10 protein-coding genes and 1 tRNA gene are annotated in these 12643 nt (G+C 69.1%); 5 read left to right on the top strand and 6 right to left on the bottom strand.

The features are described from left to right. Positions 1–17: 17 nt before the first annotated feature. Positions 18–533: a helix-turn-helix domain-containing protein gene (locus AB0I43_RS23240; protein WP_356974006.1), complete on the bottom strand. Its 516-nt coding sequence runs from the start codon at positions 531–533 to the stop codon at positions 18–20. Next, positions 530–2779, bottom strand: coding sequence for a molybdopterin-dependent oxidoreductase (locus AB0I43_RS23245; protein WP_356974007.1), 2250 nt, complete (start codon positions 2777–2779; stop codon positions 530–532). The genes AB0I43_RS23240 and AB0I43_RS23245 overlap by 4 nt, the downstream gene beginning before the upstream one ends. A gap of 248 nt (positions 2780–3027) precedes the next feature. On the opposite strand from AB0I43_RS23245, the gene AB0I43_RS23250 reads away from it, so the two are divergent. Further along, positions 3028–3780, top strand: a complete 753-nt coding sequence (locus AB0I43_RS23250) for an NPCBM/NEW2 domain-containing protein (RefSeq protein ID WP_356974126.1) — start codon at positions 3028–3030, stop codon at positions 3778–3780. Positions 3781–3798: 18 nt separating this feature from the next. Beyond that, positions 3799–5193, top strand: coding sequence for a DUF6777 domain-containing protein (locus AB0I43_RS23255; RefSeq protein WP_356974009.1), 1395 nt, complete (start codon positions 3799–3801; stop codon positions 5191–5193). A 3-nt stretch (positions 5194–5196) separates the two neighbouring features. On the opposite strand, the gene AB0I43_RS23260 is transcribed toward AB0I43_RS23255, so the two are convergent. Next, on the bottom strand, positions 5197–6636 hold the full coding sequence (locus AB0I43_RS23260; protein WP_356974010.1) for a hypothetical protein: 1440 nt from the start codon (positions 6634–6636) through the stop codon (positions 5197–5199). Further along, positions 6633–9113, bottom strand: a complete 2481-nt coding sequence (locus AB0I43_RS23265; protein WP_356974011.1) for a tetratricopeptide repeat protein — start codon at positions 9111–9113, stop codon at positions 6633–6635. The genes AB0I43_RS23260 and AB0I43_RS23265 overlap by 4 nt, the downstream gene beginning before the upstream one ends. A gap of 297 nt (positions 9114–9410) precedes the next feature. Between AB0I43_RS23265 and AB0I43_RS23270 the strand changes: the two genes are divergently transcribed. From AB0I43_RS23270 to AB0I43_RS23280, 3 genes are read left to right on the top strand one after another with little or no spacing between them, the layout of a single operon-like run. After that, positions 9411–9827, top strand: a complete 417-nt coding sequence (locus tag AB0I43_RS23270) for a hypothetical protein (protein ID WP_356974012.1) — start codon at positions 9411–9413, stop codon at positions 9825–9827. A 6-nt stretch (positions 9828–9833) separates the two neighbouring features. Continuing rightward, positions 9834–9989: a hypothetical protein gene (locus AB0I43_RS23275; RefSeq protein WP_356974013.1), complete on the top strand. Its 156-nt coding sequence runs from the start codon at positions 9834–9836 to the stop codon at positions 9987–9989. Positions 9990–9992: 3 nt separating this feature from the next. After that, positions 9993–10880, top strand: coding sequence for a hypothetical protein (locus AB0I43_RS23280; protein WP_356974014.1), 888 nt, complete (start codon positions 9993–9995; stop codon positions 10878–10880). A gap of 55 nt (positions 10881–10935) precedes the next feature. Here AB0I43_RS23280 and AB0I43_RS23285 read toward each other — a convergent pair. Both AB0I43_RS23285 and AB0I43_RS23290 read right to left on the bottom strand, forming a co-directional pair. Then, positions 10936–11009, bottom strand: a tRNA-Met gene (locus AB0I43_RS23285). Positions 11010–11072: 63 nt separating this feature from the next. Continuing rightward, positions 11073–12602, bottom strand: a complete 1530-nt coding sequence (locus AB0I43_RS23290) for an aldehyde dehydrogenase family protein (protein WP_356974015.1) — start codon at positions 12600–12602, stop codon at positions 11073–11075. Positions 12603–12643: the final 41 nt, after the last annotated feature.

Consider the following 12643-nt stretch of genomic DNA (forward strand, 5'->3'; position numbering starts at 1 on the left):
CACGGCGCGGCTCGCCGTCAGCCCAGCTCATCGGGGGAGGGGTCGGCGAACCGGCCGGTCGCCAGGGCGCTTTCGCGGTGCCGCTCGGGAAAACCGGGACCCAGACGAGTCGAGACCGCACCGTGCCGCAGCGGTTCGCGGCAGTGCGCGCAGACGACCTCGGCGTGGGTGTCGTGGTCGCAGGTGTCGTGATGCAGCACGACCGGCGGGCCCTCCGGGGCCAGCCAGCGGTCGCCCCATCGCATCATGGCGGCGATGACCGGGAAGAAGTCGCGGCCCTTGCCGGTCAGCCGATATTCGAAGCGGGGCGGGCGCTCCTGGTAGCGCACCCGCTCCAGCAGCCCCTCCTCGGTGAGCCGGGTCAGGCGCTGGGTCAGCACATTGCGGCTCAGGCCGAGCGTGCGCTCGAACTCCTCGAAGCGGCGTGACCCGTAGAAGGCCTCGCGCAGGATCAGCGGCGTCCACCAATCGCCGAGAAGATCGACCGTGCGCGCCACGGTGCACGGCCAGCCGGCGAAGGTAGTGCGTTTCATACGCCTACGGTATCGAGCCGGGCGGGCACGTACTTGTGCCACGGGGTGCCGACCCATTCGTCGCGGGAGTCGAACTCGGTCAGCTCGTTCGGCGCGACGCCGGTGGTGACGGTCGCGCCGTCGGCGCCGGTCACCGACAGGCCGAAGCCGTTCGGCAGCGACAGGTGGCCGGGCCGCATGCGGTCGGTGGGTTCGACGGGCACCTCGGTGCTGCCGCGGCGGGTGGTGACGCGCACCAGATCCCCCGCGGCCAGCCCGAGCCGTTCGGCGTCGGCGCTGCTCATCCGGAGCGTGCCGCCGCTGTCGCGTTTGCGCCAGGCCGGGTCGCGCACGATGGTGTTGGCGGTGAACGCGCGCCGTTCGCCCGCCGACAGCACGAACGGCCAGTCGCCGGGCGGGCCCGGCGGCTCGGGCAGCGTCGCCACCACCTCCAGCAGATCGGCGAGGTGCAGTTGAATCTTGTTGCCGCGCAAGCGGCTCCACGTCACCTCATGCTCGTCCTCGGTGATGACGATGCCGTGCTTGCCGGTCAGGATGGCCTCGAACAGCCGCTCACCGGCGGCCAGGCCGGTGCCGTATCCGGCTCGCTCCACGCTGTCGGGGAATTTGCGCACGCAGTTGTAAGCCGCCGCCCACAGCAGCGCGGCCGCGGCGGCGCCGTCCGGCAGCGTGGGGCCGAGCGTGCGATACAGCAGGACCGGCGCGAGTTTCGACTTGCGCGGATCGGCGAGGATGCCGAGGAAGGTCATCGCGAAGGTCTCGCGGCCCTGTTCCAGCGCCGCCCGCAGCGGCGCGTAGTCGGCCTCGGAGAGCACGCCCGCGGCTTCCACCAGCCGGGCATGGATCTCGGGTTCGGGCAGCACTCCCGCCGGAGCGGGCAGCACCGGGTGGCGCAGGTGGAAGATGTTGCGCGGGAAGTCGAAGTTGAAGAACGTGGCCTCGTACTTCTCGAACTGGGTGGGCACCGGCAGCACGTAATCGGCCTGGCGCGCGGTCTCGGTCATCGCCACGTCGATCACCACGACCAGCTCCAGCGCGTCCAGCGCCGCGCGCATGCGCGCCGAATCCGCCAGCGAGTGCACGGGATTGCTGCTCTCGACGATCATCGCCCGATAGCGCGCCGGGTGGTCGGTGAGAATCTCCTCGGTGATCACATTGGCCGGGATCAGCCCGCTGATGATGGGCGCGCCGGCCACCGGGCTGCGCGGGCCCTCGCCCGCCGGGTGCCCGCGATCATGGCCGAGGGCGGCCAAACCCGTAAAGGCGTACTGGGTTCCGGGTTTGCCCAGGTTCCCGGTCAGCAGCCAGACCAGCTTTTCCACGTAGCTGACCACCGTGGAGTACCGGTTCATCTGCACGCCGAGATCCTCGAGCGCCGCGACCGACTCTGCCCGCGCCAAGCGATGCGTCGCGGCCGTCACCAACGCCAGCTCGACATCGGCGATAGCGCAGTACTTCTCGATCGGCACGGCCCGCAGGACGGTCAGGACCTCCTCGACGCCCTCGGCGTGCTCGGCCAGCCACGGCTCATCGATCAGGTTGTCGCGCACCAGGATCGCGGCCATCGCCGAGAGCAGGTACACATCGGTCCCCGGCCGCAGCTGCAGATGGAAATCCGCGAGCTCGGCGGTCTCCGTGCGCACCGGATCCAGCACGATCATCGACCGTTCCGGATCACGCCCGATCTCCTTGAGCACCGTCCGCGCTCGCGGAAACCCGTGCGACTGATAGGGATTCTTGCCGATGAAGAACGCCACCTCGGCATGTTCCACGTCGGCCCGCATCGGATGCCCCGCCATCCGCGCCCCCACCCAGAAATCCCCGGTCTTCTCCTGCGCCAGCGCACTGGACCGATACTTCATCCCGAACGCCGCCATCGTGGCCGGCGCGTACGCCCCGCCCAGGTGATTCCCCTGCCCGCCCCCGCCGTAATAGAAGATCGACTCCCCGCCATGCCGCAGCCCGATCTCCTGCAGTTTCGCGGTGATCTCGGAAATCGCGGTCTCCCAGCTGATTTCCTCGAACTCACCATCCGCCCGCCGCCGCAGCGGAGCCTTTACCCGCCCCGTCCGCCCGTTCTGATAGTGATCCAGCCGCAGCGCCTTGTTGCAGGTGTACCCCGCCGACGCCGGATGCGCCTTGTCCCCCCGGATCTTCTCGAACGTCCGCCCATCCGCCCCGAGCAACACCTGGATGCCGCAATTGCACTCACACAGGATGCACGCCGTCGGCTGCCACTCCGTCATGTCCAGCAGCGTAAGCGAGTAAGTTCACTAGCGCTACTAACTCACCGAAATTCGGTGCGGAACCGGTCGCGCGATCCGTACGACCTCGGACAACACCGTCACCGGATATTCGATCTGCGCGGCGGATTTCGGTGCCGGAAAGGCATCGGGAGGTCCATAATCCTGAGCGGTAGCGGACCAGATTTCCCGCGCCGTGCGTACCGATCGAAACCTTGTCGGCCTAGAGACGGATGGGCGCCGCAGTGAGCATGAATCCGGACCAGCACCGGTCTTCGGAGAAGCCCCGGAAACAGAAGTACCGAACCACCGCGGACCACGGCAAGGGCCTGCTACTCGGTGACGACGGCACACAGATCAACCACTTCCACCAGCCCGGCAAAACGCCGGTCGTGGTCGTCGGTGTGGTGGTGCTGGTCGTCGCGGCTATCGCCGGTGCGGCGCTCTGGGCGACGCGCAACGGTGGCGATTCGCCGAATTCGGCCGGTGTGACCACCACTTCCGAAGCGGTCCCGATCGCGGCACCCGGTCCGGTGCCACCGACGACCACCGCCGCGCGCACGACCGCTCCGGCTCCGATCTGGTACGACCTGACGAGACTACGAGCCGTCGTCTGGAACAACGGTTTCGATCCGATCGATCCGGTCCGAATCGGTGCGGCCTCGTTTCCGGCGGGCATCGTCGGCGGGTATCAGTCCAGCGCTACCGATCAGAACAACAAGGCGGTCTGGGCGATCGGCGGCAAGTGCACGAGGTTCGAGGCCGCGGTGGGCAAGAACACCGATTCCTCGGGCGGCGGAACCGGGCGCTTCGTGGTGATCGGCGATGAACGCGAACTGTTCTCGGCCGAGGTGGGCCCGAACGATCCGCCGACCGAGATCCAAATCGACATCACCGGGGTGATCCGGTTGACGTTGTACGACACGCGCCGGTTGTCCGATGCGACCAACGCCTGGGGACGGCCGCGTGTGTCGTGCGCGACCTCGCCCGGCCCGGCCCGCTGAACCAGGAACGGCCACCAGGTGAGCAACGACAGCGGCCCGGGGCACCGGCGACCGACGCCCGATTACGCGACCGAAGTGCGCAGTTCCGACGGGGTGCTCGTCGGTGCCGGGGTGCAGTTCAATCTCTTCGCCCGCGACGAGGATTCCAGCCTGCGCCTGACCCGGCTGGGGCTGCTCGCCGCCGTGCTGGTCGTCCTGCTCGCGGCCTCCAGCGTGTTCGCTGCCGCCGTCGCGCTGACGGGCAAGAACGACGCGCTCGGGCCGCCGGAGATCCTGCTCGAACCCAGCGGTCTGCAGGGCGCCAACCCATTCATGCCGACGCCGCCGGCCGTTCACCGACCGGATGGCGCGCAGCCGGTTGTCGAACTGCCGAGCAGCACCGGATCGGCGGCTGCCAGACCGTATTCCGGTGATCTGCCCGGCCTCTACAGCGCGCCGCGGGGGCAGGTGCTGACCGACCGGGACGAGATCGCCGAGTTCTACGCCACCCACCCGGACGAGGCGCGGACGGCAGCAGGTGTGCTGAGTGCCGACACCGCCCTCACCTGGTCGGGTGGCAAGCACCTCTCGGGCTCCGACCTGGTGCGGTATCTGCGGGAGCTGACCCCGGCATTGCTCCGGGTCGATCTCCGGGTGACGAACCACGCTCTGGTGGCGGGCCGCGCGGTGGCCCAGCAATCGATCCTGCAGGCGGGCACCGCGATTCTCGTCGACCAGCGCGGCACTCCCCGCTTCCGCAGCCTCGGTGGGTCACCGCTGACCTTGCCCACAGCGCTGCCGAACGCGCCGGATTTCGCCGGCGAGCCGTGGCCTGGGTTCGACGTCGAGCGCGTATGCGCGGTCTCGCCGAGCGCCGCGGCGTTGAGTCGGCTCGTCCTGATCGACAGCGGGACCGGGCTGCCGTTCGAGCGTGCGGTCGGCTCGGTGGGCGGCGAAGACATCGACCACGCCGACTGGGGCGGCGCCCCGCCGCCGCCTACATCGACATCACCGCCGGCCGCGCGTCCGACCTCGGCGGCACCCGCGACGACCCGAGCCTCCGCCCCGGCCGGCCCGCTGGACCTCTCGGGTAGCTGGGTCATGCAGAGTTCATCGCCCACCAGCGGCGGCACCACCTTGATCGGTACGATGCGGCGGACTGCTCAGGGCTTCGCCTACCACCGCGAGGAGACCGTCGCGACGTCGCTCTTCACCTGGGATTGCACGCTGCCGGACCGGTTGGGCGCGACGGTGACCATGACGTGCCGCAACGGCGGCACCGTCGACGGCCAGACCTACGCCGCCGACTGGTCCTGCGAAGGCCGGCTCGTGACCATTGCGTGGGGAGCGGTGACGAAGTTCCGCTTCGATGGCACGTGCGCCCCGCCGGTGGACTCCTATGACCCCTTCGCGATCACGCTCGCGCCGCAGTAGCGATCACCCGATGTTGAACTGCTGATTGTTCTCGCCGATCTGCACGCCACGTGCGTTCTTCATCCGAATGTCATACTTGGCAGCCTTCTTTCGGCGATCGGCTCTGCCATTGTCGCTGCCACCGGCCGGTGGTGAGGCGGGCGGCGCCGGGGCGGGTGCGGCCGCCAAGGGTGTCCCCGGTGCGGGTATCTCGGCGGCCGGGGCCACCGACCCGTCGACCGGCACACCGCGCTCCGCGGCGAACCTCGCGACCGCCCGGGCCGCGAGCCGCAGAAACCACGGCTTGTCCGTATCCCTGGTGGAGGTGCGTCCGAGGAACAGCAGCGCGCACGCCGCCAGCGACAGATAGTTCTGCTCCCGCCAGCGCTGCGCCAGCCCGGATTCGGCGACCCACGAACCGGTTTCGGCCTCCAACCCCCGGATCAGCATCGCCAGCCAGCCGGGCACCAGATCGGCTGGTCCGCCGACAGGATCGAGCAGCAACTCGATCAGCGCACTCTGCTGGTGCGGTGCGATCGTCGCCATGGAGCGCGCGATGACGTAGAGCAGCAGGTGCGCTGGATCGCGGGTCAACGGTCCCGCGCTCTCGTAGAGCGCGGTATCGATGAGGTAGTAGTCGGCTGCTTCGATCCGGGGCCGCACCCGGATGAGGGCGTTGTCGGTGTGCAGGTCGCCGTGGCTGCGCCCGAGCAGCGGGGCGAGCCGGACTTCGGCCAGCAACCGGCCCTGGGCCACGGCGAACGGATTCGGCAGCGGCTCGGGTTCGCCCTCGACCCTGATCAGGTCGGTCGGATGATCGCGTGCCCAGGAGCCGAGTCGACCCTCCGGTTCCAGCTGATCGAAGAGATGCCGCTCGAAGAAGGCGGCCAGGTGCCATTCCAGCTGTGGCCGGAGGAACGGCGGTCCGGCCCACTCGTTGAGCACACCTGCCACGATCGACCGGCAAGAATCGGTGAATATGCCTGGTGTGCAGCTGATCTCGCGGGTAGCCGGTGATTCTGTCTCGTCGGTCAGGCCGATCATCCGGCGCAGCAGCGCGGTCAGTACCTCGGTGTTCTCGAGGCTCTGTGCGGCGATCCGCTGAAAGGTGATCCAGCGATTGCTCGCCGGTACCGCGATGGCATCGTGGAAGAAGGTGCTCAGGTGGGCGGCGGCGAACGCCGAGTGCTCGAGCTCGGCCTGGCGATGCCGGGCGAACTCGATCGTTCGCAGCGAACCGGTCTGCGGTGAAAGCACTTTCAGCACCAGCATGGTGGCCTTGGTGGTGTGGCTGTCGATTTCGCAGACAACGGCGACCGGTTGGCGGCTGCGACCGTTGACCAGCCAGCGTTCGAGTGTGTAGTAGCGGTTGTGCAGTTCGGCCCAGGACGCCAGCACGTCCGCCACCTCCGGATCCAGCCCGGACTGCAACTCCGGGGCGAGTCCGCCATACCGCTCGGTCATTGGGTCTCCGATCGAAGAGATGCGAGTGGGGCCGGGGCGGCGTCGAGGTCGACGTCCGTGAGCAGGGTCAGACGATGGTGAGCCACGGCGGTCGTGGGGTGGTCGGCGCCGAAGAGCCGTCGCGCGGCGACCGCGACGACCAGGGCGACCTCCACCGCGTCCGCGCATCGGCCCGTGTCCTGCAGCACGTCGACCAGTGTGGCGCCCACGGCGAGGGTGCGCGGGTGGTCCAGTCCCCGCACACTTTGATTCACCGGCCAGAGGCGGCGCAGTTCGGTCTCGGCCTCGCGGTCGTGGCCCTGCGCGTGCAACAGTTCGGCGCGGTACTGGCGAGTCGACAGGGTGGAGGGATGCTCCGGGCCGAGTACATCCGTGCGTGCCGCGAGCACTCGGGCGTACATCGCTTCCGCCTGCGCCGCATCGCCTTCGGCGCGGAGCAGGTCGGCGATGCCCTGCTGACTGGTCAGCGTGTCGGGGTGCCGGGGACCCAGAATGCGCAGCCGACTCTGGAAAGTCTCGCGCAGCAGTCGCCGTGCCTCCTCGAACCCGCGCAGCCGGCGCAGGGTGCGAGCCAGATAGTGCTGCGTGGTCAGGGTGTCGGGGTGCTGCGGCCCGAGTGCGGTACGGCGCCGGTCGAGCACGCTGCGGTAGAGCTGTTCGGCGTCGCGAAATCGGCTTTGGTCGTACCGTAGCCGCGCGAAATTGTGCTCGATGTCCAGGCGGAGCGGATCGGTGCCGGACAGCCGGTCGGCCGCCAGCCGCAGCACCAGTGTGAAGGTGCCGTCGGACTGGTCGCGCAATCCGCTGGCGCGCAGGAACTGCGCCGCGTCACCGCCCAGTGCCAGGGCCGCCCGGACTGCCGCGGTCGCCGTCGGCAGCACCGCGAGCAGGTCCAGCGGCGCCGTGCAGTGTGTCAGCAGCGCACGCCATTTACGCCATGCCGCCGGTGATTTCGGGTGCGCATTGCGCAACGCCCCGCGCAGCAGGCCGATGCTGGTCTCGAGGTAGGCCTCCGCGGCTGCGCCGGCCGCGGCATCGCGGCGAGCCATGTCCCGCACCAGGGGGTGCAGCTCGAGCGACGCGCGATCGGGGTCGTGGGTGATCAGCCCCAGGTTCTCCAGCGCCCGCAGTGCCTGCCAGACCGCGATCGGGCCGACTCCGCCGAAAAGCGTTGTCTTCAGCAGTGCTTCCTCGGTCAGCAGCTCACCGTAGGGGATCGCCTCGGTGCCGAAGCAAGCCAGCGTCCCGAGCAGGGTGCTCGCCTGCGGTACACCGCGGCGCACGGTCAGATCCAGCGACATCCGCCAGCTGTGTTCGACCGTCAGGCGTTCGTCGCCGCGGCTGTGCTCGGGCATCAGATCGCGATAGCCGCTCTGCTGCAGTATTTCCCGGTACTGCTCGTACGTCCGGGGTAGTGCCGTCACACCCAGGCTGCTCGGAATGTCCTGTGAATCGGCCAGATACCTGCCCGCCAGCATGAGGGCCAGGGGCAGCCCGCCGAGGCGCTCGGAGAGATCCGCCGCGGCGACGGGGTCGGCGGCGCCGGTGAGCTCGTCCAGCACCTCGGCGCCGTCGTCGGGCGACAGACCGCCCAGGCGGTGCATCCGCAGCCACAGCGCCGCGGGTGCGCGCCAGATCGCCTGGTCGCCATCGCGAGTCGTGACGACGACCATGCCCCGGTCGCCGTCGATCGGACGCAGCCAGCCGGTTCCATCGCCGATCCGGGCGCCGGGCAGGGCCAGGACCGCCTGTGGATCGTCGACGTTGTCGAGCACCAGCAGCCAGCGGTGCGGCAGCGCGCCGAGGCAGCGCCAGAGTGCGTCCGGTGGGCTGCCGCCCTGGGACAGGTAGCCGGCGGCGCCGAGTTGAACCGTCAGCGCGTGCATTCCGGCGGCGAGCGTCGCCGAGCTGTCCCCGGCGATCCAGAACGTGGGAATTCCAGCGGTCGACGCGTGCTGGGCGACGGTCAGCGCGACCATACTCTTGCCGGATCCGCTCAACCCCTGCAGCACATGCACTCTCGGCGTACGTGCACTGCCCGCGACGCACTCGTCGAGGTGTTCGATCAGGGTGTCACGCCCGCGCACGCGCGGCTCGACCGCGAGCCGGTCCACCGGCGCGCGGGTGGACACGAGCAGCCGCGCCGGGTCGCCGGGTTCATCCAATTCCGTCGTATCCGCCGAACCTTCACGGATACGCCAGTAGGCCTCCCACCACCCTCGTACCTCGTCGGCTCGATCGATGCCGAGCACCGCGAGCAAGGTGACGAAGACGCCGCCCGGGTGCAGAGCCGGCAGATGGGCGCCCGCGAAGTAGCCACCGAGGGTGGAGGCCGGCAAGCCGACCCGGGTGGCGACTTCCCGGACCGTCAGCCCGCTGCGTCGTCTGGCCAGGGTCAGTTCGCGCCCGAACTCGCGTCGGGTGGTGATGCGGCTCGGATCCGGTGGCACCAGGCCGTGCGGGTCTGCTCGACTCAACGTCACCTCCCTACGCCACCGCCGTTCGTCCCGCCGCCACGGTATCCGGAATCGGCGGCCCTGACTCGTACGACGTTGATCTGACCTGAGCGAGAAACGGACGTATCACGTGCACCGGACTGTCTCATGGATGCCGAGGGCCGAACCGAACCCTCAGGAAACTGCCCACTGGTCGTCGTTCGACGGCACCGGGTCGCCGAGGCGGGCCGATCGTGAAATCCGTGCCGAGTCCCCTGGATTCGTGCGGCTTCGAGGGGTCGGTCGACCTGCTTCGCGGTACACATTTCAGGAGCTTGCATGTCCCGCAGACACAAGTACGCGGATTCCCACATCTCGGTGGCCACCCATTTGCCGGCCGACCGATTCGCCCAGATCACCAAGAGCGTCGGCGACACCGCGAAGACGGTCGGTGTCGGCGCGGTGCGTTTCGAAGGCGCCGAACGCGGCCGGACGAACTTCTCGATCCGGGCCATGGGCGGGTTCTACGAACTGATGACCTTCCACGTCGCCATCGATGACGCCGGCGGCGGATCCTCGGGCCGCAGCCACATCGACACCTACAAGACGACCCAGCAGTCGTACATGTTCATTCCGCTGTCGCCGAAGACCATGAACGGCTACTCCGTCTACCGCAAATTCATGCACGAGGTGCGGGCGGCGATCCTGCGCGAGGATCCGCGCGCCCGGGTCACGATTTCCGAACGGAGCGTGTGAGTTCCGATGGAAACACTGATCATCCTCGTGGCCGTAGCCCTGGGCGGTCTGAGCATCTGGGGCACCATCAGCTTCTGGACCCACGGCGCGTACAAGCGTGACCGGCCCGATCCCACGCTGTCCGGGTTCCGTCCCGGCGACGATACCGAAAGCGACCGGTAGCCCATGGAATTCGTGGTCGGATTGCTGATCGCCTGGACACTGCCCAAGGCGAACCGGGTGCGGAAGAAGATCAACGGGCTCACCGGGCCCGCTCTCGACCTCGCGATCGATCGGGTCTGGCACATCGTCACCGCGGAACTGGGACGCGACAATCCCGCGATCGCGAATCTGATCGGAGAGGCGCGCGCGGGGCTGGTCACCGCGCAGACCCGCGCTGCCGCCCAGTTCGCGCTCGACGAAGCCGCCGCGGCGAATCCGAGCTTCGCAGCGGTGCTCCGCGACGCCGTCACGCCCGCGGCGCCGCCGCCCGCGCCGCCGGCCTCCCGGCGTAAGACGAACCAGTTCGCCGGCGTTTCGATGGACGGGGCGCAGGTCGCCGGTCCGGTCACCGTGACCAGCAACAACAAGATCGTCAACTTCGCCAAGCGGCACCCCGGGTCCTTTCTCGGCGGGATGCTCGTCGTGCTGGCGCTGGCGGCCCTCCTGATCGGCAAAGCGATCGGCGGAACCGGGCAAGACGTCACGGCGGCACAGGAGCCCGCGGCCGGGCACAGCAGCTCGAGTCCGGGCGGCGGCTCGACTGCCCGTGGCACGGCCGCCGCCGACGCCATCGTCGGCTCCTGGACGGCTTCGGACTCGACCGGCACGAAGACCTTCACCTCCAGCGGCGGTCCGTGCGACGGCTTCTACTACAGTCAGGGCCGCATTCTCGACATCGGTGGCCCGATGACCTGCGTCATCTCCCAGAAGCCGAATGCGCAGGGCCGCTACTCGCTGGTGGTGACCCAGTCGCCCAACCGCGGCACGTACAGCATCGAGTTCCGCGGCACGGACCACGCGATCGTCTACGACACCAGCGGGACCCGTCTCTACGAGCTCGAAAGGTTCTGAACGGCAGTCGACATGCGAAAGGCCCGTGTTCACTGAGAACACGGGCCTTTCGTAGTAGCGGGGACAGGATTTGAACCTGCGACCTCTGGGTTATGAGCCCAGCGAGCTACCGAGCTGCTCCACCCCGCGTCGGTAAGAACAACAGTACACACGGGGTGGCAATAGTGCCTAATCGCCTGGTGGGAGGGGGTTTCAGCCGAACTGGATGCCCTGGGCGAGGGGGAGATCGGCGGAATAGTTGATCGTGTTGGTGGCGCGGCGCATGTAGGCCTTCCAGGAGTCCGAACCGGATTCGCGACCGCCGCCGGTCTGCTTCTCGCCGCCGAACGCGCCGCCGATCTCCGCCCCGGAGGTGCCGATGTTGACGTTGGCGATGCCGCAGTCCGAGCCGTCGGCGGCCAGGAAGCGCTCGGCCTCGCGCTGGTCGGCGGTGAAGATCGAGGAGGAAAGCCCCTGCGGCACACCGTTGTGCAGGTCGATGGCGTGGTCGAGATCGTGGTAGGTCAGCACGTAGAGGATGGGGGCGAAGGTCTCCTCGCGCACCACCGCCGTCTGGGCCGGCATCCGGACGATGGCGGGGCGGGCGTAGAACGCGTCGTCGCCGAAATCGTCGACCCGGGCTCCGCCGCAGACCAATTCGCCGCCGTCGGCCAGCGCGCGACGCAGGGCGTCCTGCATGGCGTCGAAGGAGCGCCGGTTGATCAGCGGCCCGACGAGCACGCCGTCGTCGAGGGGATTGCCCACGCGCAGTTGGTCGTAGGCCTTGGCGATCCGGTCCAGCAGCGGGCCGACCACGTCGGCGTGCACGATCAGCCGCCGCAGCGTGGTGCAGCGCTGCCCCGCCGTGCCCGCGGCGGCGAACACGATGCCGCGCGCGGCGAGCTCCAGGTCCGCGGACGGGGTGACGATCGCCGCATTGTTGCCGCCCAGCTCGAGCAGGCAGCGGCCGAACCGGGCCGCGACTCGTGGCGCCACGATCTTGCCCATCCGCACCGAACCCGTCGCGCTCACCAGGGCGACGCGTTCGTTCTCGACCATCCGGGCGCCCACGGCGGCGTCGCCCTGGATCAGCTGGTGCACTTCGGGATCCGCGCCGACATCGGCGGCGGCCCGGCGCAGCAGGGTGTGGCAGGCCAGCGCCGTCAGCGGTGTCGTCTCCGAGGGTTTCCACACCACGGTGTCACCGCAGACCAGTGCGAGCGCGGTATTCCAGGCCCACACCGCGACCGGGAAGTTGAACGCCGAGATCACCCCGACCACGCCGAGCGGGTGCCAGGTCTCCATCAGCCGGTGGCCCGGACGCTCCGAGGGCATGGTGGCCCCGTAGAGCTGGCGGGAGAGCCCGAGGGCGAACTCGCAGATGTCGATCATTTCCTGCACTTCGCCGAGGGCCTCGGGCCCGATCTTGCCCGCCTCGAGCGTGACCAGTTCGCCGAGTTCGGCCTTGTGCTCGGTGAGCAATTCGGCCAGCCGGCGCACCAGGGCGGCGCGCACCGGCGCGGGCACCGTGCGCCAGGCGCGAAACGCGTTGTCGGCGCGGGCGATCGCCGCGTCGACGGTGTCGAGCGAATCGGCCGGCAGGGTCAGCAGCACGCCGCCGGTGATCGGCGTGCGCGCGGCCAGTTCCCCCGGTGCCGGGGTTTCGGCGCCGAACCTGCGCAGCAGTGCCGCCGCGCGCTCGGACAGTTCCTTGGTGAGCTGATCACCGATGGTATTTGTCATCGTTTGCTCCGCTGTAGCCTTCTGTCGCGCAGTCGCTCTTT

The sequence above is a fragment of the Nocardia sp. NPDC050435 genome, from assembly GCF_040655395.1.
Taxonomy (GTDB): Bacteria; Actinomycetota; Actinomycetes; order Mycobacteriales; family Mycobacteriaceae; genus Nocardia.

What these genes read in the sequence shown, in the direction of transcription:
- AB0I43_RS23240 (WP_356974006.1), bottom strand. Translation starts at nt 533, where the DNA reads ATGAAACGCACTACCTTCGCCGGCTGGCCGTGCACCGTGGCGCGCACG.
- AB0I43_RS23245 (WP_356974007.1), bottom strand. Translation starts at nt 2,779, where the DNA reads ATGACGGAGTGGCAGCCGACGGCGTGCATCCTGTGTGAGTGCAATTGC.
- AB0I43_RS23250 (WP_356974126.1), top strand. Translation starts at nt 3,028, where the DNA reads ATGAATCCGGACCAGCACCGGTCTTCGGAGAAGCCCCGGAAACAGAAG.
- AB0I43_RS23260 (WP_356974010.1), bottom strand. Translation starts at nt 6,636, where the DNA reads ATGACCGAGCGGTATGGCGGACTCGCCCCGGAGTTGCAGTCCGGGCTG.
- AB0I43_RS23270 (WP_356974012.1), top strand. Translation starts at nt 9,411, where the DNA reads ATGTCCCGCAGACACAAGTACGCGGATTCCCACATCTCGGTGGCCACC.
- AB0I43_RS23275 (WP_356974013.1), top strand. Translation starts at nt 9,834, where the DNA reads ATGGAAACACTGATCATCCTCGTGGCCGTAGCCCTGGGCGGTCTGAGC.
- AB0I43_RS23280 (WP_356974014.1), top strand. Translation starts at nt 9,993, where the DNA reads ATGGAATTCGTGGTCGGATTGCTGATCGCCTGGACACTGCCCAAGGCG.
- AB0I43_RS23290 (WP_356974015.1), bottom strand. Translation starts at nt 12,602, where the DNA reads ATGACAAATACCATCGGTGATCAGCTCACCAAGGAACTGTCCGAGCGC.